Annotated in this window: 23 protein-coding genes; 9 read left to right on the top strand and 14 right to left on the bottom strand. The window is 72.2% G+C overall.

Annotated elements, in window-relative coordinates; genetic code table 11:
- Position 1: 1 nt before the first annotated feature.
- Positions 2 to 988 (bottom strand): Dyp-type peroxidase, encoded by a 987-nt coding sequence (locus IAG42_RS01825; RefSeq protein ID WP_188335231.1) that lies wholly within the window; start codon positions 986 to 988, stop codon positions 2 to 4.
- A gap of 303 nt (positions 989 to 1,291) precedes the next feature.
- On the opposite strand from IAG42_RS01825, the gene IAG42_RS01820 reads away from it, so the two are divergent.
- The 4 genes from IAG42_RS01820 (at position 1,292) to IAG42_RS01805 (ending at position 5,410) form a co-directional block, all read left to right on the top strand.
- Positions 1,292 to 2,332, top strand: coding sequence for an NAD(P)-dependent alcohol dehydrogenase (locus IAG42_RS01820; protein WP_188335230.1), 1,041 nt, complete (start codon positions 1,292 to 1,294; stop codon positions 2,330 to 2,332).
- Between the two features lie 135 nt (positions 2,333 to 2,467).
- Complete coding sequence (locus IAG42_RS01815; RefSeq protein ID WP_188335229.1) at positions 2,468 to 3,691, top strand: cytochrome P450; 1,224 nt, start codon at positions 2,468 to 2,470, stop codon at positions 3,689 to 3,691.
- 194 nt (positions 3,692 to 3,885) lie between these two features.
- Positions 3,886 to 4,962: a tryptophan--tRNA ligase gene (trpS, locus tag IAG42_RS01810; protein WP_188335228.1), complete on the top strand. Its 1,077-nt coding sequence runs from the start codon at positions 3,886 to 3,888 to the stop codon at positions 4,960 to 4,962.
- Positions 4,963 to 5,125: 163 nt separating this feature from the next.
- Complete coding sequence (locus IAG42_RS01805) at positions 5,126 to 5,410, top strand: hypothetical protein (RefSeq protein WP_223205810.1); 285 nt, start codon at positions 5,126 to 5,128, stop codon at positions 5,408 to 5,410.
- On the opposite strand, the gene IAG42_RS01800 is transcribed toward IAG42_RS01805, so the two are convergent.
- The 7 genes from IAG42_RS01800 to IAG42_RS01770 all read right to left on the bottom strand — a co-directional run bounded on the left by IAG42_RS01800 (position 5,391) and on the right by IAG42_RS01770 (position 11,466).
- Positions 5,391 to 6,641, bottom strand: coding sequence for a cytochrome P450 (locus IAG42_RS01800; protein WP_188335227.1), 1,251 nt, complete (start codon positions 6,639 to 6,641; stop codon positions 5,391 to 5,393). The genes IAG42_RS01805 and IAG42_RS01800 overlap by 20 nt on opposite strands.
- The gene (locus IAG42_RS01795) at positions 6,638 to 7,270 is read right to left on the bottom strand and encodes a GTP-binding protein (RefSeq protein ID WP_188335226.1); all 633 of its coding nucleotides are present in this window, start codon (positions 7,268 to 7,270) and stop codon (positions 6,638 to 6,640) included. Before IAG42_RS01795 ends, IAG42_RS01800 begins: the two co-directional genes overlap by 4 nt.
- A complete protein-coding gene (locus tag IAG42_RS01790) occupies positions 7,251 to 7,610 on the bottom strand; it encodes a DUF742 domain-containing protein (protein ID WP_188335225.1) in 360 nt (119 codons plus the stop codon). Before IAG42_RS01790 ends, IAG42_RS01795 begins: the two co-directional genes overlap by 20 nt.
- Complete coding sequence (locus tag IAG42_RS01785; RefSeq protein ID WP_188335224.1) at positions 7,607 to 8,026, bottom strand: roadblock/LC7 domain-containing protein; 420 nt, start codon at positions 8,024 to 8,026, stop codon at positions 7,607 to 7,609. The genes IAG42_RS01790 and IAG42_RS01785 overlap by 4 nt, the downstream gene beginning before the upstream one ends.
- A gap of 100 nt (positions 8,027 to 8,126) precedes the next feature.
- On the bottom strand, positions 8,127 to 9,881 hold the full coding sequence (locus tag IAG42_RS01780; RefSeq protein WP_188335223.1) for a sensor histidine kinase: 1,755 nt from the start codon (positions 9,879 to 9,881) through the stop codon (positions 8,127 to 8,129).
- Between the two features lie 588 nt (positions 9,882 to 10,469).
- The gene (locus IAG42_RS01775) at positions 10,470 to 10,748 is read right to left on the bottom strand and encodes a zinc-ribbon domain-containing protein (protein WP_188335222.1); all 279 of its coding nucleotides are present in this window, start codon (positions 10,746 to 10,748) and stop codon (positions 10,470 to 10,472) included.
- A 76-nt stretch (positions 10,749 to 10,824) separates the two neighbouring features.
- Positions 10,825 to 11,466, bottom strand: a complete 642-nt coding sequence (locus IAG42_RS01770; RefSeq protein WP_188335221.1) for a MerR family transcriptional regulator — start codon at positions 11,464 to 11,466, stop codon at positions 10,825 to 10,827.
- A gap of 118 nt (positions 11,467 to 11,584) precedes the next feature.
- Between IAG42_RS01770 and IAG42_RS01765 the strand changes: the two genes are divergently transcribed.
- The 3 genes from IAG42_RS01765 to IAG42_RS01755 all read left to right on the top strand — a co-directional run bounded on the left by IAG42_RS01765 (position 11,585) and on the right by IAG42_RS01755 (position 14,246).
- On the top strand, positions 11,585 to 12,064 hold the full coding sequence (locus IAG42_RS01765) for a DUF4188 domain-containing protein (protein WP_223205809.1): 480 nt from the start codon (positions 11,585 to 11,587) through the stop codon (positions 12,062 to 12,064).
- Positions 12,065 to 12,165: 101 nt separating this feature from the next.
- Entirely contained in the window at positions 12,166 to 12,657 is a 492-nt protein-coding gene (locus IAG42_RS01760) for a peptidylprolyl isomerase (RefSeq protein WP_188335219.1), read from the top strand.
- A gap of 269 nt (positions 12,658 to 12,926) precedes the next feature.
- On the top strand, positions 12,927 to 14,246 hold the full coding sequence (locus tag IAG42_RS01755; protein WP_188335218.1) for a S28 family serine protease: 1,320 nt from the start codon (positions 12,927 to 12,929) through the stop codon (positions 14,244 to 14,246).
- A gap of 21 nt (positions 14,247 to 14,267) precedes the next feature.
- Here IAG42_RS01755 and IAG42_RS01750 read toward each other — a convergent pair whose 3' ends face one another.
- Both IAG42_RS01750 and IAG42_RS01745 read right to left on the bottom strand, forming a co-directional pair.
- Entirely contained in the window at positions 14,268 to 15,092 is an 825-nt protein-coding gene (locus IAG42_RS01750; RefSeq protein ID WP_188335217.1) for an SAM-dependent methyltransferase, read from the bottom strand.
- A gap of 51 nt (positions 15,093 to 15,143) precedes the next feature.
- Positions 15,144 to 17,321, bottom strand: a complete 2,178-nt coding sequence (locus tag IAG42_RS01745; RefSeq protein ID WP_223206347.1) for an FUSC family protein — start codon at positions 17,319 to 17,321, stop codon at positions 15,144 to 15,146.
- Between the two features lie 220 nt (positions 17,322 to 17,541).
- On the opposite strand from IAG42_RS01745, the gene IAG42_RS01740 reads away from it, so the two are divergent.
- Positions 17,542 to 17,742 (top strand): hypothetical protein, encoded by a 201-nt coding sequence (locus IAG42_RS01740; protein WP_188335215.1) that lies wholly within the window; start codon positions 17,542 to 17,544, stop codon positions 17,740 to 17,742.
- Between the two features lie 29 nt (positions 17,743 to 17,771).
- Here the strand turns inward: IAG42_RS01740 and IAG42_RS01735 are convergent, their stop codons facing one another.
- From IAG42_RS01735 to IAG42_RS01725, 3 genes are all read right to left on the bottom strand, one after another.
- Positions 17,772 to 19,418 (bottom strand): penicillin-binding transpeptidase domain-containing protein, encoded by a 1,647-nt coding sequence (locus IAG42_RS01735; RefSeq protein WP_188335214.1) that lies wholly within the window; start codon positions 19,416 to 19,418, stop codon positions 17,772 to 17,774.
- 254 nt (positions 19,419 to 19,672) lie between these two features.
- On the bottom strand, positions 19,673 to 20,548 hold the full coding sequence (locus IAG42_RS01730; protein ID WP_188335213.1) for an SGNH/GDSL hydrolase family protein: 876 nt from the start codon (positions 20,546 to 20,548) through the stop codon (positions 19,673 to 19,675).
- Positions 20,549 to 20,730: 182 nt separating this feature from the next.
- Positions 20,731 to 20,892, bottom strand: a complete 162-nt coding sequence (locus tag IAG42_RS01725) for a hypothetical protein (RefSeq protein ID WP_188335212.1) — start codon at positions 20,890 to 20,892, stop codon at positions 20,731 to 20,733.
- A 152-nt stretch (positions 20,893 to 21,044) separates the two neighbouring features.
- Here IAG42_RS01725 and IAG42_RS01720 point away from each other — a divergent pair, with 152 nt between their 5' ends.
- A complete protein-coding gene (locus tag IAG42_RS01720) occupies positions 21,045 to 21,527 on the top strand; it encodes a GNAT family N-acetyltransferase (protein WP_188335211.1) in 483 nt (160 codons plus the stop codon).
- A 40-nt stretch (positions 21,528 to 21,567) separates the two neighbouring features.
- On the opposite strand, the gene IAG42_RS01715 is transcribed toward IAG42_RS01720, so the two are convergent.
- The gene (locus tag IAG42_RS01715) at positions 21,568 to 22,089 is read right to left on the bottom strand and encodes a hypothetical protein (protein ID WP_188335210.1); all 522 of its coding nucleotides are present in this window, start codon (positions 22,087 to 22,089) and stop codon (positions 21,568 to 21,570) included.
- Between the last annotated feature and the right edge of the window lie 60 nt (positions 22,090 to 22,149).

Genomic DNA, 22,149 nt, shown 5'->3' with positions numbered 1-22,149 from the left:
CTCAGGCTCCTTTGAGGCTGCCGATGCCGAGGGTGCCGCCGACGGGGTCGGCGGTCCGGGCGGGCGGCGCGGGCAGGTCGTCGAGGAAGTCGGCGGTCGGCACGTGGAAGAGGCAGCCGGTGACCGCCGTGGAGAAGTCGAGGATGCGGTCGTGGTTGCCGGGCGGATCGCCGAGGAACATGTTGCGCAGCATCCGCTCGGTCACGTCCGGCGTGCGCGCGTAGCCGATGAAGTAGGTGCCGAACTCGCCGGCGCCGATCGTGCCGAACGGCATGTTCTCGCGCACGATCTGGCGCTGCGTGCCGTCCTCGTCGACGATCGTGTTGAGCGCGACGTGCGAGTTCGACGGCTTCACGTCGTCGGGCATCTCCACGTTGGTGAGTTTGGCGCGGCCGATGACCTTCTCCTGCTCGGAGGTCGGCAGGGCTTCCCAGGCCGCCATGTCGTGCACGTACTTCTGCACGATGACGTAGCTGCCGCCGCGGAAGTCCGGGTCCTCGTCGCCGATGAGGACGGCGGCCGGTGCGGCGTTCCCCGTCGGGTTCTCGCTGCCGTCGACGAAGCCCAGCAGGTCGCGCTCGTCGAAGTACTTGAACCCGTGCACCTCGTCCACGACGGTCACCGCGCGGCCGAGCCGCTCGATCAGCAGCCGGGCCAGTTCGAAGCAGAGGTCCATGCGGCGGGCGCGGATGTGGAAGAGGAGATCGCCGGGGGTGGCCGGGGCGAGGTGGCGCGGTCCGGCCAGGGCCTGGAAGGGGTGCAGTTCGCGCGGGCGGGGGCCGGCGAAGAGCCGGTCCCAGGCGGTCGAGCCGATGCCGGTGATGCAGGTGAGGGTGTCCTCGGGGGCGCGGAAGGCGACGGATCTGCGCAGCCCCGACAGGTCCTCCAGGGTGTCCCGTACGGTCTCCTCCCCGCCGGGCGCGACGGTGACGACGAGGAAGACCGAGGCTTTGACGGGTGCGGTGAGGACGTCCTGCGGTTGAACCACGAGCTCTCCCTGCACAGGTGGCGGCGAATGCTGGCCTTTGACACCTTATGGGCAGTGGTGGAACGCGGCATGTGCGTCTGATGAATCGATGTGTCCGACCTCACCCCCGTGCGGCGCGGTGGCGGCACGGAACAGGTTGGTTCGATGTTAAACTTTGAATCAGGCCCCGACCGTTCTCCCCCGTACGGTCGGGGTCCTTTTTTGCCGTGATGCATGTCCCATGGGGACATGTGTCCCGATGGGACGCGAGCGGGAGTACGGTGGAGGGGCGGGGGCACGCGAGAGCGACGAAGGAGTCGAGTCATGAAGGCGCTTCAGTACCGGACCGTCGGAGCAGCCCCCGAGGTCGTCACCGTCCCCGATCCCGAGCCGGGCCCCGGGCAGGTCCTCCTGAAGGTCACCGCGGCCGGTGTCTGTCACTCCGACATCGCCGTCATGAGCTGGTCCGCCGAGGAGCTCTCCTTCCCGCTGCCCCTCACCCTCGGCCACGAGGGCGTCGGCACCGTCGCCGCCCTCGGCGCGGGCGTGACCGGCGTGCGCGAGGGCGACTCCGTCGCCGTCTACGGCCCCTGGGGCTGCGGCGCCTGCATCAAGTGCGCGGAGGGCAAGGAGAACTACTGCCTGCGCGCCGCCGAGCTCGGCATCCGTCCGCCCGGCCTCGGCGCCCCCGGCTCCATGGCCGAGTACATGCTCGTCGACGACCCGCGCCACCTCGTGCCCCTCGGCGGCCTCGACCCCGTCGCCGCCGTGCCGCTCACCGACGCCGGCCTCACCCCGTACCACGCCGTCAAGCGCTCGCTGCCCAAGCTCGTACCCGGCTCCACCGCCGTCGTCATCGGCACCGGCGGCCTCGGCCACGTCGCCATCCAGCTGCTGCGCGCCATGACCGCCGCCCGCGTCGTCGCCCTCGACGTCTCGGAGGACAAGCTCTCGCTCGCCCGCACCGTCGGCGCCCACCAGGCGATCCTCTCCGACGCCGGCGCCGCCGCGAAGGTCCGCGAGCTCACCGGCGGGCGCGGCGCCGAGGCCGTCTTCGACTTCGTCGGCATCCAGCCCACCGTCGACACCGCCGGCGCCATCGCCGCGACCGAGGGTGACGTCACCCTCGTCGGCATCGGCGGCGGCGCCCTGCCCGTCGGCTTCGGCCGGCAGAACTACGAGGTCAGCGTCACCGCCCCGTACTGGGGCAGCCGCGCCGAACTCATCGAGGTGCTCGACCTGGCGCGGGCCGGCGACGTCTCCGTGCACACCGAGACGTACTCGCTCGGCGACGCGCCCGAGGCCTACGCGCGCCTGCACGACGGCAAGATCAACGGCCGGGCCGTCATCCTCCCCAACGGCTGAGACCGGCCGGGTGGCGTCGGTTTTCGGCCACGAGGATCGTGCAGCGCTCAACTGTCGGCGTGGAGCAGCCTGTTCCGGGTGACGGGTGATCAATAACCTGAGGTGGACCGTCCGTCACCCCACTCAGGGAGCTCCATGTCCACCGCGCAGATCCCCGACATCCTGTCGCCGGAGTTCGCCCAGAACCCCTACCCCGCCTACCGCGCCATGCGGGAGTCCGCGCCGCTCATCTGGCACGAGCCGACGCAGAGCTGGATCGTCTCGCGGTACGCCGACGTCGAGCGCGTCTTCAAGGACAAGGAGGCGCAGTTCACCACCGACAACTACGACTGGCAGATCGAGCCGGTGCACGGCAAGACGATCCTCCAGCTCAGCGGGCGCGAGCACGCGGTGCGCCGGGCGCTCGTCGCCCCGGCCTTCCGCGGCAGCGACCTCCAGGAGAAGTTCCTGCCCGTCATCGAGGCCAACTCCCGTGAGCTCATAGACACCTTCCGCGCCACCGGCTCCGCCGACCTCGTCACGGACTACGCCACCCGCTTCCCGGTCAACGTCATCGCCGACATGCTCGGCCTCGACAAGGCCGACCACGCCCGCTTCCACGGCTGGTACACGACCGTCATCGCCTTCCTCGGCAACCTCGCCGGCGACCCCGACGTCGCCGCCGCGGGCGAGCGCACCCGCGTCGAGTTCGCCGAGTACATGATCCCGATCATCCAGGCCCGCCGCGAGAACCTCGGCGACGACCTGCTCTCCGCGCTCTGCGCCGCCGAGGTCGACGGCGTCCGCATGAACGACGAGGACATCAAGGCCTTCTGCAGCCTGCTCCTCGCCGCCGGCGGCGAGACCACCGACAAGGCCATCGCCAGCATCTTCGCCAACCTGCTCACCCACCCCGAGCAGCTGGCCGCCGTCCGCGAGGACCGCTCCCTGATCGCCCGCGCCTTCGCCGAGACGCTGCGCTTCACCCCGCCCGTCCACATGATCATGCGGCAGTCCGCCGTCGACGTGGAGCTCAGCGGCGGCACCGTCCCCGCCGGAGCCACCGTCACCTGCCTCATCGGCTCCGCCAACCGCGACGAGAACCGCTACAAGGACCCCGACCGCTTCGACATCTTCCGCGAGGACCTGACCACCACGACCGCCTTCTCGGCCGCCGCCGACCACCTCGCCTTCGCGCTCGGCCGGCACTTCTGCGTCGGCGCGCTGCTCGCCAAGGCCGAGGTCGAGACCGGCGTGAACCAGCTCCTCGACGCGATGCCCGACCTGCGGCTCGCCGACGGCTTCGACCCGGTCGAGCAGGGCGTGTTCACCCGTGGCCCGCAGTCCCTGCCGGTGCTCTTCACCCCGGTGGAGGCCTGACCTCCGCCGAGGTCCCGTGTAGCATGGCCGTATGCATCGTTCTTCGTGTCTGAGCTGGTGGCGCCTCACTTAGAGGCGGCCACCCACTCACGCACGTACAAGGGCCGTCCCCGGACGGCCCTTTCTGCTTCCCCGGAAGTCTCCCGGAAGCGGTGCCGTCCCGAGGGCGACCACGACCCCGGGAGACAGACACCATGAGCACCAGCACCAGCACCGACGCCCTCGGCACCAGTACCGCGCAGGCCCGCAGCGCCGAGCTCGAGCAGCTGATCCGCAAGGACCCCTCGCGGTTCCGCGTCCTGACCGGCGACCGCCCCACCGGACGCCTCCATCTCGGCCACTACTTCGGCACCCTGCACAACCGCGTCAGACTCCAGGACCTCGGCGTCGAGACCCTCGTCCTCGTCGCCGACTACCAGGTCCTCACCGACCGCGACATCGCCGAGAACCTGAAGGAGTACGTCGAGGAGCTCGTCCTCGACTACCTCGCCATCGGCATCGACCCCGAGCGCTCCACGATCTTCACCCACAGCGCCGTGCCCGCCCTCAACCAGCTCCTGCTGCCGTTCCTCAGCCTGGTCTCCGTCTCCGAACTCAACCGCAACCCCACCGTCAAGGACGAGATCGCGCACTCGCGGCAGGCCTCCGTCAGCGGCCTCATGTTCACCTACCCCGTCCACCAGGCCGCCGACATCCTCTTCTGCAAGGCCGACCTCGTCCCCGTCGGCCAGGATCAGCTGCCCCACCTGGAGATCACCCGCACCGTCGCCCGCCGCTTCAACGAGCGCTACGCCAAGGACCGTCCCGTCTTCCCCGAGCCCGAGGCGCTGCTCTCCACCGCGCCGCTGCTGCTCGGCACCGACGGCGGCAAGATGAGCAAGAGCCGCGGCAACGCGATCTCCCTGTCCGCCGACGCCGACGAGACCGCCCGCCTCCTGCGCGGCGCCAAGACCGACGCCGACCGGCGCATCACGTACGATCCCGCGCACCGGCCCGAGGTGTCCTCCCTCGTGCTCCTCGCCGCGCTCTGCGAGGAGACCGACCCGCTTCAGGTCGCCGAGGAGATCGGTGACGGGGGCGGCGCCGCGCTCAAACGCCGTGTCACCGAGGCCGTCAACACCCGCCTCGCCCCGATCCGCGCGCGTCGCGCCGAGTTCGCCGCGGACCGGGCGTTGGTCAGGGACGTACTCCGGTCCGGCAACGCCCGCGCCAACGAGATCGCGGAGCGGACCCTCCGGGAGGTGCGGGAGTCCATGGGCGCCGCCTACTGAAGGGCTTACGCTGGCCGGCATGCAGCAGAATGTGAGGCGTGACCGGCGACCGGGGCGGCGGCCGGTGCCGGGCCCGGCACCGGTGCAGGCCCCGCCTGTGGCCGGTGCGGACATCATCCTCGTAGGGCACTTCAGCGCGCGCCACAAGGATCACACGGCTCGCATGGACGCCGCCGAGGCCGAACTGACCGCCGCAGGCGCCCGCGTCGTCGGGCGGATCGTGCAGCGGCGCGGGGTGTCGGCGGGCGGGGCCGCCAAGATGGACCAGCCGCACTCCGCCCGTACGGTCCTCAGCTCCGGCAAGGCGCAGGAGGCGGCGGCCCTCTGCGCGCGGACCGGAGCGGACGCCGCCGTGTTCGTCACACCGGTGACGGACCGTCAACGGGCCCTGCTGGCCGAACTGTTCGGCTGCCCGGTGCTCGGGCCGCTCAGTGCACGACCGGGGTGAACCGCACCGGCAGCGAGGTCAGACCCCGCATCCAGATCGACGGACGCCAGGTCAGTTCCGCCGGCTCCACCGCGAGCACCAGGTCCGGCAGCCGGTCCAGGAGCGTCTCCACCGCCGTGCGCGCGATGACGTCGGCGAGGAGCGGCGCCGGGTAGGGGCAGCGGTGCTCGCCGTTGCTGAACGACAGGTGCGCCGCGTTCTCCGCGCCCACGTGCGACTCGGGCCAGATCTGCGGGTCCGTGTTCGCCGCCGCGAGCCCCAGCACCACACAGTCGCCGGCACGGATCAGACGGCCGCCCAGCTGGGTGTCGCGCACCGCCCAGCGGCCGATGAAGTTCTGCGTTGGGGTGTCCAGCCACAGTACCTCGTTGAGCGCCTCGCCGACGCTCACCCGGCCGCCCGAGACGTTCAGCGCGAACCGCTCGTCGGTCAGCAGCAGACGCAGCGTGTTGCAGATCCAGTTCGCCGTCGGCTGCTGGGCCGCGGCGATCACCGAGATCAGGTCCTGCACGATCTCCTCGTCGGTCAGCCCCGCCGGGTCCAGGATCATCCGCGAGGTGACGTCCGCGCCGGGCCGCTCCCGCTTCTCCTTGACCAGCGCCGCGATCCGCTCGCCCACCCGCACGTACGCCGCGACCGGATCGTCGCCCTCGGCCGCGTCCAGCGAGATCCGCAGATCGTCCACCAGATCCTGTGTGTCCGTGCCGAGCTGCGGCATCCCGCACATCTGCACCGCGGCCCGCATCGGCAGCGCGTGCGCGTACGCCGCCATCAGCTCGGCCTGGCCGCTGCCCGCGAACCGGGAGATCAGCGCGTCGGCGATCTGCCCGCAGTCCCGGGCCAGTTCGAACTGGTCGACCTGCTCCAGGGCGTGCGTGATCACCCCGGCCCGCCGCTGGTGCTCCGCGCCCTCCGTGAACAGCACCGAGGGCTGGTATCCGACGAACGGCATCAGCGGCCAGTCCGCGGGGATGTTCTCCCACTGGTTCCAGCGGCGCGAGTCACGGGCGAACAACTCGTCGTGCGCGGTCACGTAGCTGACCTCGGAGTAGCCGAGCACCAGCCACGCCGGCACGCCTCCGTCGAGCAGCACGGGGGCGACCGGGCCGTGCTCGCGGCGCAGCGAGCGGTACAGCTGGGACGGCGTCTGCTGGTACTCCAGGCCGCTCAGCGGGACCGCGCCCGCGTGCGCCGGGCAGCCTGCGGGGGCGGTGGGGCTCTGGTCGGTCACGGTGTCGTCTCCTGGGCCATGGCCAGTTCGTAGAGGTGGTCGACGAGGGTGATCAGCACGTCCTTGCCCGAGGATCTGACCCGGGCGTCGCAGTCCACCATCGGCACGTGGGCGGGCAGCGCGAGCGCCTGGCGTATCTCGTCGAGGGAGTGCCGCACCGGCTCGTCGTCGAACCGGTTGACCGCCACCACGAACGGCGTGCCGTGGTGCTCCAGCCGGTCGATGGCGTACCAGGAGTCGTCCATGCGCCGGGTGTCGACGAGGACGACCGCGCCCAGCGTCCCCGAGAACAGCCGGTCCCACAGGAACCAGAACCGCTCCTGGCCCGGGGCGCCGAACAAGTAGAGGACCATGCGGTCGTTGAGGCTGATGCGGCCGAAGTCGAAGGCCACGGTGGTGGTCGTCTTCGAGGCGACGCCCGCCGTCGAGTCGACGCCCACTCCGGCCTGCGTCATGACCTCCTCGGTGTTCAGCGGGCGGATCTCGCTGACCGAGCGCACCAGCGTGGTCTTGCCGACGCCGAAGCCGCCCACCACGACGATCTTCAGGCCGGTGTCCGCGGTGTCGCCGAGTGGGGTGCGTGCGGAAAGCTCCGAGGTCGCGGACAGTTCAGAGGTTGCGGAGCCCATGGAGCACCTCCTTGAGAAGGTCGGAATCGGGGAGCGCGGCGACCCCGGGGGCCGCGCGCGGATGACGGGCGGTGACCTTCCCGCCGGCCAGCAGGTCGCCGAGCAGGATGCGGATCACCGTGATCGGCAGCCGCAACTCCGCGGCGATCTCCACCACGGCCGTCGGATGCCGGCACAGCTCCAGGATCCGGACATGCTCGGACTGCATCCCCGCGGTCGGGGCGCACTCGCTGACCACCAGCGTGACCAGGTCGAACGAGGTGTCGTCGACGCGCGAGCGGCCCCCGGTGACGGTGTAGAGCCGGTCCGGGTCGCCGGTGTCCACCGGCCGCCGGGTCACGAGGCGCCGCTCCCCACGACGGGCTCGCGCGGCGCGGCCCGCAGATGCTCGCCGATCTGCTCCACCAGCTCCGTCATCTGGTGCCCGACGACGCCCGGGTCGGCGTCCTCGTCCGCCAGCACCGCGAGATGGGCGCCCTCGCCCGCGTCCACGATGAACAGCAGCCCGCCGTGGAACTCCGTCATCGAGTGCCGGACGCCGCCGGTGCCGTCGCCGAACTCGACGGACGCGCCCTGCGCGAGGGCCTGGATGCCGGAACAGATCGCCGCGAGCTGGTCGGCCTGGTCGAGCGTGAGGTGCTCGCTCCAGCACAGCTTCAGGCCGTCCCGGGACAGGACCAGGGCGTGCCGGGTGCCGGGGGTGCGCTCCAGGAGGTTCTCGAGGAGCCAGGTCAGGCTGGTGTCAGTGGTCTGCATGGCGGGTCGGGCGGGCCGGCCCGGCGGGGGAGCCGGGGTGCCGCCCGTGCCTCCAATCTCAGGTGTCGAGCGGGGGGTGAGTGGGTCTCGGGCGCGGCGGCTACGCGGGGCGGTCCGCGTCGTCCGCGGGTCCGTCGGGGCGCCGGGCGGGGGTGTCCGGCGCGGACGGGGCGCGGTCGTCGAGGCCGTTCTCCGCGGCCTTGCGGCCCCGGTGGAAGGCGCCGAAGCGGGCCCCCGCGTTCCGGGCGGGGTCCGTGACGCGCCCGGGGGAGGGCGCGGGGCGGGAACGCTCCTGCTCGGCGGCGGCCATGGTGCGGCCCGGGGCGCGCACCGGCAGGCCGCCCGGCGTCGCGCCGGTCGCGGGCGCGGGACGCGGCGCGGGCACCTCGGCCCGCTCGTGCGTCTCCTCCGGGGCGGCGGCGGGTGCGGACGCGGGCAGGGGCTCAGGGCCGGGTGCCGCGGTGGGGGAGGAGTCGGCCGGAGCGGCCGGAGCCATGGCGGTGGGCCGCACAGCCTCGCGCTGCTGGGCGAGCAGTTGCGGGGGCAGCAGGACGACGACGCCGGTGCCGCCGCGCGAGGACGGCCTGAAGTTGACGTCGATCCGGTACTTCAGCGCGAGCCGGCCCACGACCGCGAGACCGAGCCGGGTGCCCTGGAGCGAGGCCAGGTCGGTGACCTGGCCGGACACCGCCTCCTCCGCCCGGCGCATCGCCGCGTCGGCCATCTTCAGGCCGCTGTCCTCGATGGTGACGACGATCCCGGCGGACCGTTCCTCCACGTAGACGTGCACCTCGTCGATGGGCGGCGAGAAGTTGGCCGCGTTGTCCATCAGTTCGGCGAGCAGGTGCATCACGCCTTCGGCTGCGAACCCGGCGATCGCCGCGTTCGTGGCGCAGTGCAGACGCACCCGCTGGTAGGCGGCGATGCGGCCGACGGCGCCGCGCAGCACGCTCTCCATGACGATGGGCTTGTTCCAGGCGCGGCTGGAGCGGCCGCCCATGAGCAGGGCCAGACGGTCCGTCATCAGGCCGAGCTGGGAGGTGGAGTGGTCCAGGCGGAGCAGATCGCCGAAGACCTCCTCGCCGTGACGTTCCTGCATGCTGCGCAGGTCGGCCAGCATGCTCACCGACTTGGCCTGCACACGGCTGAGGGCCTTCGCGGAGGCGGCCTGCGCGGCGGCGGCGCGGCGCTCGCTCAGCGCGAGCTCGCGCAGGAACGCCTCGGCGGGCACGCGGAGCACCGGGGTGGCGGGCCAGTCGAGCTCCGCGAGGACCGCGTCGGCGGACACCCCGTCGTGCAGCCGGGCCACAGCGGTGGGGAACGTCTCCTGGGTCATACGGGCCAACTCGGCGGTGCCCCGGTCCAGTTCGGCGCGGGCCGCGTCCCGTTCGGCGGCGGCCTGCCGGGCGCGGTGGTCCACCGTCTCGAGGGCCGCGGTGAACTCGTCCAGGATCCTGCGCAGTTGCGGGTCGGAGGGGGCCTGCGCGCCCGGCGCCGCCTCGGCACCTTCCTCGACGCGCCGCAGCACGGCGGGCAGCGCGAGGTTCACGAGCTGGGCCGTCTCGGCGGTCTGCTGCGTCAGGCGGCCCTGCGTCAGGGCGAGTTCCTCTCGGGCCCGCCGGGCGTCGCGCCGGGCCCGGTCACCGGCCGTGTGGCCCAGCAGGACGGCGACGGCCAGAGCCGCCCAGGCGACCACGACCGTGACGACCGCCCAGCCGGTGGCGCCGGAGGGGGCGAGAGCGGCGGCGGCACCGGCCGCCGCGGCCGCCGCCACGAGCACGGCGAGCGGTCTGCCGAGCGAGGTGCGCCGGGCCTTCGCGGTCGCGCGCGGGCGGGGAGGAGCAGGCACTGACATTCCGCGGTCCTCGGTCCTTGAGTGCGGGGGTGATGCGCCGACCGGTCACGTCGACGGCTCGGTCCACCAGGCGGACGCCGAATGGGACGCCGATCTTCCGGACCGTACGAGCGCTCATGCTAGTCATGCCGCGGGCCGAGCAGACCGGACAATCCGGGTAGTACGCCCTGGCGGTGACTTCGTCGCGAACTCGCCTTCCGTGACAGGGGGCGTGATACGGCGTGAGGAACCGGAAGGGGAGGCGGAAGCCGGTCCCGGAGGGGACGGAAACGGCCTCCGTGCGGGGCCCGGGAACGGCGGATGCCTCCGGCGTGCGGCTGCTGGAGGCATCTAGGGCCTTTCTTTCGGATCAGGCTGGGCTCGCGGGGCGTGGCACGCGCATCTGCGGCGTTGTCGTCGGTTGCCAACGCTCCGCGTTGTCGCCCTCCTCCGCCTTGCAGCTGCACGCACCACGCCCCGCTCCCTGATCCAGCCTGATCCGAAAGAAAGGCCCTAGGCGGCCCGGGGCAAGGCGCCGGGCGGATATTTTCGGCCAACGTCAGGCGGACACCGGTCCCGTGCGGGGCCGGCTCCGGGCCGGGCCGGCGCTCAGCCCTGGACGTGCTGCTGGTGCGCGCTGCCGCCCGCCGCCGGCGAGGCCTGTGCGAGCATCCCCTCGGCCTGCTCCCTGGGCAGCTGCTGCTCGAGCCCGCAGAACGTGCACTGGGTGCGGTACTTGGTCGAGATCGGGAACAGGGGAACGAAGAACAGCGTGAACTTCGTGACGTACTTGCGCAGCGCGTGCGCGGCCGGATTGCCGCAGTTGCCGCACACCAGCGTGAGCATGGCGAGCTGGTACGCATAGCCCCGCGTGCCGAAGATGATCATGACGCCCCTCCCGATTGCCGACCCGCCACCGGGATCCCGGGGCCTGCCGCCATCGTAGGCAGCCCCGGCCCGGTCCTCACAAGCCGTAACGCCTGGTCGTCAGCTCCTCCTGGGCGAGCCGGCGCAGCGCGAGCAGCACCGGTTCGAAGAGCACGGCGGCGCCGACCACGATCTCCGCCTTCTCGGTGGTGTCGTCGTACCGGTCCAGGTGGTCGAGGTCCACCGTCGCGATCTCCTCCACGGCGCGGCCGTAGGGGGTCAGCTGCTCGGGCGGGAACTCGTAGCCGACCCGGGGCAGGGTCGCCAGTGAGCTGATCAGGGCGCGGTAGCTGGGGGACAGCGCGCCGATCTCCCGCGCGTGCGTCCAGCCCAGCTCGTCGAGCAGCGACTCGACCAGCGCCGTCGCCCGCACGATGTGCGGGTCCTGCGGGTCCGGGTCCGGCGGCTGGGGCAGCGCCCACATCGCGGCGCCCACCCGGAACGTCGTGGAGAGCGACTCGTCGTCGACCGCCGCGATCACCTCGCGGGCCGTGGCCACCGGCACCCGGCCGACCTGGACCAGCGCCCGGATCAGCGCGAGCCGGCGCACGTGCGCCTCCTCGTACTCCGCCTGGGTCGCGCTGATCCGCCGCCCCGGCGGGAGCAGGCCTTCGCGCAGGTAGTACTTGATGGTGCCCACCGGCACCCCGCTGCGCTCGCTCAGCTCCGCAAGCCGCATCTCTTGTGCCCCTTCTTGGAAAGTGCCACTATCCAACCACGGCTCCGGTGATCGCCGCAGCCGCAGCACGCTCATGGCCTGCAGTCTCACATTCGTAGTCCGACGGATCGGGGGAGTCGTGTCCGCACGCACGCAACTGGGACGCTCGACCGCTGCCGTCGATGAGGACGTCGTCGTCTTCCTCATCGGCATGCGGATCAATCACTTCTGGGCGGTGCACCGCTGGATTCCGGTGTTCTTCGCGATGCCCATGATGCTCAGGGAGCTGAAGAAGGACCGAGGTCTGGGACTTCTCGACCACATCCTGGGCACCGCGAGCCCGCGCTCGTACTTCGTCATCCAGTACTGGGAGTCCAAGGACAAGCTGCTCACCTATGCGGCCCTGCCCGACAAGCGGCACCGCCCGTGGTGGGGCCGGATCAACAAGCTCCTGCGCAACAGCGGCGGTCATGTCGGCCTCTGGCACGAGACCTACGTCGTCCCGGCCGGCTCGTACGAGACCATCTACGGCGACATGCCGCCGTACGGGCTCGCCAAGGCCCACGGAATGCGGCCGCTCAAGGACGGCGTGCAGGCCCGCGACCGCCTGTCGGCCTGAAACGGTCACGTACGGCCACGCCGTGACTACCGGGTGTCGCGGCGCGGTCGTCCGGGCGGGCCGAATCGGCAATCCGCCCGTCGTGATGAAAAGATTGCGCCATGGCAATCAAGACCTACTTCGACATCACGATCAACGACGAGCCCGCCGGGCGGATCACGTTCAACCTCTTCGACGACGTCGTCCCGAAGACCGCGGAGAACTTCCGCGCGCTGTGCACCGGTGAGAAGGGCTTCGGCTACGCCGGCTCCTCCTTCCACCGCGTCATCCCGGCCTTCATGCTCCAGGGCGGCGACTTCACCGCCGGCAACGGCACCGGCGGCAAGAGCATCTACGGCGAGAAGTTCGCCGACGAGAACTTCGAGCTCAAGCACACCAAGCCGGGCCTGCTCTCCATGGCCAACGCGGGCCCGAACACCAACGGCTCGCAGTTCTTCATCACCACGATCGTCACCGAGTGGCTGGACGGCAAGCACGTCGTCTTCGGCGAGGTCGAGGACGGCATGGAGCTCGTGAAGAAGATCGAGTCCCTCGGCTCGCGCAGCGGTGCCACCGCCGCCAAGATCACGATCTCCGAGTCCGGCCAGCTCTGATCCACCGGATCCGATCCGAACCAACGGCTCTGAACCACCGGCTCTGATCCGCCGGACCTGAGCCACCGGTTCCGAGTCACTCGCGGAGGCCGGGTCCCGCCACACGGCGGGGCCCGGCCTCCGCGCGTTCCCGGCCCCGCCCGCACCCCGGGCCGGGACAGTAACGAGCAGTAACTTCCCGCACTCAACTCCCGGCGGCCCCGGGCGCGTTAAGGTCACGCTCACCGATCGTGATCCAACTCGTCGTGCCCACAACCCGGGAGGCATCCGTGCGCCTGCGCACCGTACCCACGCTGCTGTTGTCCGCCGCTCTGACCGCCGGCGCCCTCGCCGCGACCGCCGCACCGGCCTCCGCCGCGGACGGGTCCTTCGAGGACCGGCTGCGCGCGATACCCGGCGTGTCCGTCACCGGCGTGACGGACAAGGAGGGCTTCCCGCTCTACTCCCTGTCGATCACCCAGCCCGTCGACCACGACGACCCGGCGGCCGGCACCTTCCAGCAGCGCTTCACCCTCTGGCACAAGTCCGCCGACCGGCCCGTCGTCTTCTACACCGGTGGCTACGGGCTCTCCTCGTCGACCCGCGAACCCACCGCGCTCCTCGACGCCAACCAGCTGAGCATGGAGCACCGCTTCTTCGGGCCGTCCGTCCCCGCCGGTGCCACGCCCTGGAACAAGATGACCGTCCAGCAGGAGGCCGCCGACGAGCACGCCGTCGTCCAGGCCGTGCGGCCGCTGTACGAGAAGACCTCCAAGTGGCTCGCGACCGGCGGCTCCAAGGGCGGCATGACGGCGACCTACCACTACCGCTTCTACCCGCGCGACTACGACGGCGTCGTCGCCTACGTCGCCCCGAACGACGCGAACAACGACGACGACAGCACGTACGAGCGCTTCTTCACGTCCGTCGGCACCCAGCAGTGCCGCGACGCGCTCGCCGCCGTGCAGAGAGAGATGCTCGCCCGCCGCGACACGCTGCTCCCCAAGTTCGAGCAGACCGCGAAGGACGAGGGCTACACCTTCACCGAGACGCTCGGCACGACCGACCGCGCCTACGAGTTCGCCGTCCTGGACCAGGTGTGGAACTTCTGGCAGTCCGGCACCGCCGCCGACTGCCCCACCGTTCCCGACGCGAAGACCGTCTCCGACGACGAGCTCTACCAGTGGTCCCTCGGCCACGGCCTGTCCGTCTACGAGGACTCGACCCTCGGCGCCAACGGCAGCGGCCCCTACTACCGGCAGGCCGCCGCCCAGCTCGGCTGGGCCGGCCTCAAGTTCAAGAACCTCCAGGGTGTGCGCCACTACCCGGACATCTACCAGCCGAACTCGGTCCTGCCCGAGGGCATGCGCACCACCTACGACGGCACCGTGATCAAGGGCGTCGACAAGTGGGTGCGCAACGACTCGCGGCGCATGCTCTTCGTGTACGGGCAGAACGACCCGTGGAGCGCCGAGCAGTTCACCCCGAGCGCCCACGACTCGTACAAGTACGTCGTGCCCGGCTCGAACCACGGCGCGCGGATCTCCGCCCTTCCGGCCGACCAGCGGGACGCCGCCACCGCGACGATCCGCCGGTGGGCCGGGAAGTAGCCCCGTCGCCGGAGCCCGGCGTCAGGCCTTGCGGGCCACGCCGCCGTACGCGTCGACCGCCGGTCCCGCGGCCGGCGCGGCGCCGGGCTCCGGCCGCCAGTCCGTGACCCGCACGACGCCGGGCTCCAGCAGTTCGAGACCGTCGAACAGCGAGGTGAGCTCCGCGACCGAGCGCACGTGGTACGGCACCGCGCCGCTGTCCTTGTACGCCTCGGACGCGGCGATCATGCCCGGGCTCGTGGCCGTGCCGTCGCTGACCGCCAGGAAACTGCCCGGCGCGAGCCCGGCCATGAGCTCCTTGATCAGTCCCTGCGCCCGCTCGACCGGGTCGACGTGGCCCAGCGTGTTGAGGATCATCAGCGCGACCGGCCGCGACAGGTCGAGCGTGCCCGCGGCCGCCTCGAGGATCGTCGCCGGGTCGTAGAGGTCCGCGTCGAGGTACGCCGTGGCACCCTCGGGCGTGCTGGTCAGCAGCGCCCGCGCGTGGGTCAGGACCAGCGGGTCGTTGTCCACGTACACGATGCGGGCGTCGGGGGCCACGCTCTGGGCGACCTGGTGCGTGTTGTCCCCGGTCGGCAGCCCCGTGCCGATGTCCAGGAACTGCCGCACCCCCTGCTCGACCGCCAGATGCCGCACGATGCGGCCCAGGAAGTGCCGGCTGGTGCGCGCCACGTCGACGAGCCCGGGGAATATCTCCTTGATCTGGTCGCCGACCTCCCGGTCCACCTCGTAGTGGTCCTTGCCGCCCACGAAGTAGTTCCAGAAGCGGGCCGAGTGCGGCGTCGTGGTGTCGATGCGGCTGCGCAGCTCAGACGCGGCGGCGTATCCGGAACCCTGGTCCGACATGAAGTGCCTCCTCAAGCACGGGTGTTCGGGCCAGTCAATCATCAACTCCCGTCACGCACGCGGGCCCACGGGAACGTCGAGGGGCCTGGCCAGACCCGTGATGCCCTCGTCGAGACGCTGCAGGTGCCGCAGCACGCGGAACGTCACGGTGTTCGCCGCGGGCACGCCGAGACCGTCCGTCTCCAGCATCGCCGCGATGCTCGCGCCCGACTCCACGCGGCCGCTCCTGTCGGCCTCGGTGACGTGCGCGACGAGTACGTCGATGTTGTGCGCGATGCGCCGGGCCGCCCGCCCGAGCCGGGGATCGGCCCCCACCCGCTTGCTGTACGGCACGAGCTCGGCCGTCGCCGCGAGGGAACGCGCGTGGTACGCCGACGTCTCAAGGAGGGCCACCAGATAGCGGGCCGTCTGGCGGCGCTCGCGCAACGGGGTGATCGGATGCGTCAGCGGCTGGGTGGACGCCCGCAGGTCGTCGAGCGCCGTGTCCAGGTCCCGCGCCTTGTCGAGCAGATCGGCCGCGGGGCCGCCGCTGAGCTGCTCCACCGCTCCCGCCACCACGTCGCCGAGCCGCTCCAGGACCGTCGCCAGCTGCTCGTCCGTACGGCTGTCGGTGCGCACCGGAAGCACCAGCATCGCGGCGATGATGCCACAGGCCGCGCCGAGCGCCGTCTCCTCGATCCGCAGTACGAGCACGTCGACGCTGTACGTGTTGAGCAGGGTGTAGAGCAGGCCGAGCATCGCCGTGACGAAGAACGACATCAGCGCGTACGACAGCGGGGCGGTGAAGAACATGGCGAACACGCAGAGCAGGACGAGGCCGAACGCGATCCACGTGTGGTTGCCGACCGCGCCCGCGAGCCCCACACCGGCGACGACACCGAGCACCGTGCCGAGCAGCCGCCGGTAGCCCTTGACCACGATCTCGCCGGTGGACGCCGTGTTGAGGAACACGACCCAGCAGGTGAGCACCGCCCAGTACCAGCGCTGCGTGGACAGGAACTCGCCGCCGACGATGGCGAGCGAGGAGCCCACCGCGACCTGGAACGCGGCGCGGGTCGTCGGGCGGCGCAGCCCCGACGGCTCCTCCTCCGCCTCCTCGGCGACCTCCTTCTCCACCGAGATCGACACGTCCTCCGCGTCGAACTCCTCGCGCGAACGCGTCGTCGCGGGGGAGTCGTCCGACTCGTCCTGCGGCCCGTCGAGCGCGAGCCGCAGACCGAGCACGGCGCGGGCCGCCTCACCGATGCCGCGGAACACGTCCTGCACGGCGAGCGTGGCGCCCGGCGGGATGCGCTCCTCGTCGCGGTAGCCGAGCAGGCGGTTGCGGATCTGGGCGACGGCCGTGCCCCGGTTGGACTCCGTGGGGCGGATCACCATGAGGTGCAGGGCGCCCAGATCGCGGCGCAGCGTCGCCGTCGCCTCGTCCTCGCGGCGCAGCAGCCGACCGGTGGCCGGTACGGGCGCGCCCGGCAGATGCAGGGTCAGGGTGTCGGCACGGTCCGCGCTGCGGGCGTTCAGGAGCAGCATTCCGAGGCGCTCGGCCGCGACCTCCGCGTCCGCGACACGGCGCTGGACGAGCGCGGCCGCCGCCTCGTCGCGCGTGCCGTCCTCCAGTCGGCCCTGGATCATCAGGGCCGACTCGTGGAGCCGGGCCGTGTGCCGGCGCAGGTCGTCCAGGACGTCGTCGAGCTCCTCCGGAGGCGCGTCCAGCAGCCGCGTCTGCGCCGTGACCAGCTGGCCGAGCCGGGCCCGGAACGCCTCGCGCAGCCGGCCGAGCACCCGCTGCGGGGTCTCCGGCACCAGCGCGAAGCGGGCCGCCGCGCTGCACGCGAAGGCGATGGCCAGGACCCCGTACAGGGGCGGCAGTTGGCCGGTGCCCGCGCCGACGAACAGGGACACGAAGTACACCTGGAAGCCGATCAGGCCGAGCGCGGTGCCCCGGTCGCCGAAGCGCCGGGAGTAGACCGCGCCGAAGATCAGCGCGACGAAGAAGAGGTCGCCCGCGACGACCCGGTGGTTGAGGACCGCGCCCAGGGATATCGCCACGAGCGCGACCGGCAGGCCGAGCGCGAGCGTGACGGCCTGGCCGCGGACGGTCTTCTCGCGGATCGCGAACGTGCTCACCATCGCGGTCATGGCGCCCACGACCATCTGCGTCACACTCATGCCGATGATCGCGAGCACGGCGAGCGCGAGGCCGATCGCCGCGACGGTCCGCAGTCCCGCCATCAGCCGCAGCAGGCCGGGGTCGGACGCCACGAAGCGGTCCCAGGTCCCCTTGAGGGTCGGCCGTCGCGCCACCGTGTCACTCCAAGATCGATCCGTCGTGCCGCCTCCGAGCATACGAGCACACGGAAGCGGCCCCGACGTGCGGCCGTTCGGTCGGAACCGGACGGGGCGCGCCCGCCGGTTGCGGCCGACCGGCGCGGTCGCATCGGACGATCAGCACATGATCGATGTAGTGGTGATGCTCAGTGGAGTCGTGGGAGTCGCCCTGCTCGCCGAGGCGGTGTGGGCGATGCGGCGCAGCGTTCAGGAAGGGGGTGACACGACCGCGGTCGTGGCCAAGGGCGTCAGCATCGCGCTGGCCGCCTCGCTGTGCGGCGCGCTCGGCCTCGCCGCCGTGCTCTTCTTCGCGGTCCCGCACTAGGGGCGGCGTTCGGATCGGACGGGAGACCCCTAGTCGTCGCCCTCGTCGCCCTTGTCGACCGCCTTCAGGACGGCCGCCACGAGCGGTCCCGAGGACTCGCCGCCCCGGCCGCCGCGCTGCATCACGGCGGCCGCGGCGAGGTCGCCGTGCCAGGCGGCGAACCAGCCGTTGGGGTCCTCCTGCCCGACGACCTCCGCCGAGCCGGTCTTCGCGCCGACGTCCCCGGACAGCCCGGCCATGGCGCCGGACGCCGAGCCGGAGGTCGCCGTCGTGTGCAGCAGGTCCCGCAGCCTGCGGTGCGCGGTGGGGTCGAGGGTGCGGGCGGCCTTCGCGAGTTCGCGGTGGTCGACGGACGGCGCCACGAGGTACGGCTGGCGGAACGTGCCGGTGCGCGCCGTGGAGATCACCGACGCCATCGTCAGCGGGTTCATCCGCACCTCGCCCTGGCCGATCAGCGCGGCGGCCTTCGACGCGGCGTGCTGCACCGGCACCGACCCGTCGAACGCGTCCACCCCGACCGACCAGCGGGTGCCGATGCCGAACACCTCACGGGCCTGGCGCGGCAGATCGTCGTCCGCGAGCTTGCCGGCCTGCGTGATGAAGGCGGTGTTGCACGACGCCGCGAAGTCGGCCCGGAAGGTGCCGCCGGGGATCTCGAAGTCGTCCACGTTGTGGAAGGTCCAGCCGCCGTACGAGGCGTTCTTCGGGCACGGGTGCGGGGCGTCCGGCGTCGCCAGCTTCTTCTCCAGGAGCAGCGACGCCGTGATCATCTTCATCGTGGAGCCGGGCGCGAGCCGCCCCTCCAGCGCGGTGTTCGGCCCGTCGGTACGGGAGTTGGCGACCGCGAGGACCTCGCCGGTCGACGGTTTCAGGACGACGATCGAGGCGTCGGAGCGCTTGGCGACCTCCTCCTCGGCCGCCTTCTGCACGGTGGGATCGATCGTGGTCCGCACCTTCCCGGGCCGTCCCTCGGCGACCTCGAGCAGCGTCTCGCCGGCCGGTGGCTCGGCGTCCCCGCCCGCGCCGCCCTCAGGCACCACCCGCAGTGCGAGACCGGGCCGCCCGCCCGCGGCCTTGCCGTAGGCGCGGCCGAGCCCGGCGACCACCGGCGCGAGCGAGGGGAAGTCCCCGGTGTCCAGCGTCCTGCCGTCGCGGTCCGTCGCCCGTACCGGGGCGGGTCCGGTGTCCCGCACCGAGAGCCGCTCGCCCGCGTCCAGCCGGGGATGCAGCACCGACGGCGCCCAACGCACGACCGCCTTCCCGTCCCCGGCCCGCCGCACCACGGTCAGCGCGTCCTCGTACGTGAGCGGCGCCCGCGCCCCGTCGTAGCGGAACTCCGCGCGCACCGCGTAGGGGACCCGGGTGCCGCGCGGTGCACCGGGGCGGATCGTCACCGGGGAGAGGCGGGCCGAGTCGAGGTACTCGCGCAGCGCGGCCTTCGCGGCCTTCTCGTCGTCGGTGCGGGACGCGGCGCGCCCCGCGTCCCCGTCGGCCCACGCGTCCAGGAACCCGGTCGCGGCCGAGCGGACCTCGGCGGCGGACAGCGGACCGGTGCGGGGCGCCTCCTCGCCGGGCGTCACCACCGCCCAGGCCGCCGTGCCGGCCCCGGCGAGGGCGAGCGCCGCCGCTCCCGCGAGCCATGTCTTCCTGCGCCTGGTGTGCCGCTCGCCGCCCACGGACCCTCCGACCTCGTCGTTCCACGCCCCCAGAGGGCGTCCTGCCGGTCTTCGTGGGCGCGTGACGTCCCGCAGGGGACTCTCGCCGTGCCGACCGAAGACCCGAGCAGCTCCGCTACGAGGGCCTCCGCCCGGCACGCCGAGAGCACGCACCGGACGCCCCAGGCTGATCCACGAAGATCGGCAGGACGCCCCTGGGCCCCCACCGTAGGCAGGCCCCCGGGGCGTGTCCCTGTCGGACTGCGCCGTTCAGGTCAGCGCAGGCCCAGCGCGCCGAGGGTCAGGTCGGCCATCGCGGCCTCGCCCTGCGCGTTGGGGTGCACGGGCACGAAGTTCGTGCCGAACAGCGCGGGCTCCACCCAGCGGGTGCCGGCGGTCTGGCACGCGTCGTGCCCCTCGGACGCGGTGCCCAGGTCGACGTAGGTGGACCCGGTCTCGGCGGCCGCGCGGCGCACCGCGTCGTTGAGGTGTGTCTGGATGTCCCGCACGTACGGGACGTCGCCCGAGGCGATCGGCATCTTCAGGAAGCAGCCCGCCTGGGCCTTCGCCGGCATGATCCACGGGTAGCCGAGCACCGCGACGCGCGCCTTCGGCGCCTTGTTGCGCACCGCCTCCAGCGCGGCCTTCACCGCCGGGTACGTCTTGCCGTCGATGTCCTTGGCGAAGCTGTCGCCGTACAGCGTGCGGCACGGGTCGCCCTGCCCGGCCGTGGCGATCCCGGCGGAGGCGCAGGCCAGGATCGTGTTGATGAACGTGTTGTTGTCGTTGCCGCCGATGGTCAGCGTCACCAGCCGGGTGTCGTCCGACAGCGCGTCCAGCTGCGGGGCCACACCCGGGTACTGGGACCCGGCGAAGTCCTTGGTCTGCGCGCCGCCGCAGGTCACGTCCTTGAGCTCGGCGCCGGTGCGCTCGGCGATCACGTGCGGGTAGTTCGCCGTGGACCGGGCGCACAGGAGGCTCGCCGTGGGGTCCAGGGGCAGCACCCCGGACGCGGCGCTGTAGCTGTCGCCGAGGGCGACGTAGGGGAGGGGCTGCCCGGTGGCATGGGCCGGCCCGCCGAGGGTGACGAGGGCTGCGCCGGCCGTGGCCGCCACGGCCGCGACACGGCCGCCGAACGCGCGGAACGCCATCTGAACTCCTTCGAATGCGGCTCGGCCCACAGGCCAAGTTCCGTGTGAGAACAGGGGGTTACAGCGCGCTGACAGTTGAAGCTACCGACGAGTTCGAAAACGAGTCAATAGGCGTGCACGGACATGACAAACGGGCGGGCGGGGTCGATGGGACCCCGCCCGCCCGTGTGCGGCGCGGCAGCTCAGCGCACGTGCTCTCCCGGCGCGGGGCGGGTGAAGTCGAGGACGTTCTCGGCGGTGCGCTCGGTCTCCCGGGCCGCCGAACGGACGTCGGCGAGCACGTCGCCCTGCTCGTCCACGAGCTGGTCGTAGATGGGGGCAGGGGAGCTGGAGGGTGCGGGCACGGTGTGAACTCCTGTTGGTGTGGATCTTCAGGTCCCCTGGGGCGGGGGACGAGACGGGGACAGACAGGGACCTTATGCGGGCGCGCGGGCCCGCGCGCGAGCGGGGGTCCATTACTGACGAGTTGTCCAGGAAGCCGTGGGAGACTCGGAACATGCTGATCAGGGATGCCCGCGCGGACGACTGGGAACGGATCTGGCCCTTCTGGCGGAAGATCGTCGCCGCCGGTGAGACGTACACCTGGGACCGCGGCACCGGCGAGGCCGAGGCCCGCGCGCTGTGGACCGGGCCGGGCCGGCGGGTGTTCGTGGTGGAGGACGACGCCGGCGCGGTCGTCGCCTCCGCGTATGTGAAGGCCAACTACGGCGGCCCCGCCGCGGACGTCGCGAACGCCGGATTCATGGTGGACCCCGCCCGGTCCGGCCACGGCTACGGGCGGGCGCTCGGGGAGCACGTCCTGGCCGAGGCGAAGGCCGACGGCTTCCGGGCGATGGTCTTCAACGCGGTCGTCGAGACGAACCCGGCCGTACGACTGTGGACCTCGCTCGGCTTCACGGTCCTCGGCACCGTCCCGGACGCCTTCGACCACCCGCGCCACGGCCGGGTCGGGCTGCACGTGATGCACCGGGTGCTCTGAGCGCGGCCGGTCTCTCGGGGGTGGCGGCGAGCGGTCCGGGTCAGTGGCCCGCGAGCAGCTTCACCGCGACCACGCCCATCCCGATCACCGCGTTGAGCGCGCCCACGACCAGAGCGCCCAGCGGCCCCGCGCCCGTGCGCAGACCACCCGCGCAGCCCCACGCCGCCAGGGACGCCACCTCGCTGCCGACCGCGATCCACAGCGCCGTCGTCAGGTGCAGCGCGCCCAGGGCGGACAGCCCGATCAGGAGCAGCGGACCGGCGGCGCTGGTCAGCAGGGGGCTGGAGACGAAGAGCGTGTGCCGGATCTCCGCGAGCCGGGGCATCCGGCCGTGCGCCACCGGATGGGCCTGCATGTCGGCGACCAGCGTGGCGAGCCACAGGCCGAGTGCGGTGACGGCGACCGAGGCCGCCGCGCCGAGGTGGGACGCGTGCCCGTTCTGGGCGAGCCCCACCAGCACGGCGAGCAGGGTCAGCGATGCGTAGATGCGCTCCTTGAGCCGCTCGCGCAGTACGTCGGCCCGCTCCTGCGCCGCGATCTGAGGCGCCGTCCCCTCGGTCATGTCCGCTATCTAGGACGGCCGCGCCCGCCACTCGCAAGTTACTCAACCGTAACCACCGCA

The sequence above is a fragment of the Streptomyces xanthii genome (assembly GCF_014621695.1).
GTDB lineage: Bacteria > Actinomycetota > Actinomycetes > Streptomycetales > Streptomycetaceae > Streptomyces > Streptomyces xanthii.
Note: the sequence above shows the minus strand (reverse complement) of the source record. Positions and strands in the feature narration are given on the sequence as shown.

Excerpts from the sequence above, each read along its gene's own strand:
- IAG42_RS01820 (WP_188335230.1), top strand. The coding sequence starts at position 1,292 with ATGAAGGCGCTTCAGTACCGGACCGTCGGAGCAGCCCCCGAGGTCGTC.
- IAG42_RS01815 (WP_188335229.1), top strand. The coding sequence starts at position 2,468 with ATGTCCACCGCGCAGATCCCCGACATCCTGTCGCCGGAGTTCGCCCAG.
- trpS (WP_188335228.1), top strand. The coding sequence starts at position 3,886 with ATGAGCACCAGCACCAGCACCGACGCCCTCGGCACCAGTACCGCGCAG.
- IAG42_RS01805 (WP_223205810.1), top strand. The coding sequence starts at position 5,126 with ATGGACGCCGCCGAGGCCGAACTGACCGCCGCAGGCGCCCGCGTCGTC.
- IAG42_RS01795 (WP_188335226.1), bottom strand. The coding sequence starts at position 7,270 with ATGGGCTCCGCAACCTCTGAACTGTCCGCGACCTCGGAGCTTTCCGCA.
- IAG42_RS01785 (WP_188335224.1), bottom strand. The coding sequence starts at position 8,026 with ATGCAGACCACTGACACCAGCCTGACCTGGCTCCTCGAGAACCTCCTG.
- IAG42_RS01780 (WP_188335223.1), bottom strand. The coding sequence starts at position 9,881 with ATGTCAGTGCCTGCTCCTCCCCGCCCGCGCGCGACCGCGAAGGCCCGG.
- IAG42_RS01775 (WP_188335222.1), bottom strand. The coding sequence starts at position 10,748 with ATGATCATCTTCGGCACGCGGGGCTATGCGTACCAGCTCGCCATGCTC.
- IAG42_RS01770 (WP_188335221.1), bottom strand. The coding sequence starts at position 11,466 with ATGCGGCTTGCGGAGCTGAGCGAGCGCAGCGGGGTGCCGGTGGGCACC.
- IAG42_RS01760 (WP_188335219.1), top strand. The coding sequence starts at position 12,166 with ATGGCAATCAAGACCTACTTCGACATCACGATCAACGACGAGCCCGCC.
- IAG42_RS01750 (WP_188335217.1), bottom strand. The coding sequence starts at position 15,092 with ATGTCGGACCAGGGTTCCGGATACGCCGCCGCGTCTGAGCTGCGCAGC.
- IAG42_RS01745 (WP_223206347.1), bottom strand. The coding sequence starts at position 17,321 with ATGGCGGGACTGCGGACCGTCGCGGCGATCGGCCTCGCGCTCGCCGTG.
- IAG42_RS01740 (WP_188335215.1), top strand. The coding sequence starts at position 17,542 with ATGATCGATGTAGTGGTGATGCTCAGTGGAGTCGTGGGAGTCGCCCTG.
- IAG42_RS01730 (WP_188335213.1), bottom strand. The coding sequence starts at position 20,548 with ATGGCGTTCCGCGCGTTCGGCGGCCGTGTCGCGGCCGTGGCGGCCACG.
- IAG42_RS01720 (WP_188335211.1), top strand. The coding sequence starts at position 21,045 with ATGCTGATCAGGGATGCCCGCGCGGACGACTGGGAACGGATCTGGCCC.
- IAG42_RS01715 (WP_188335210.1), bottom strand. The coding sequence starts at position 22,089 with ATGACCGAGGGGACGGCGCCTCAGATCGCGGCGCAGGAGCGGGCCGAC.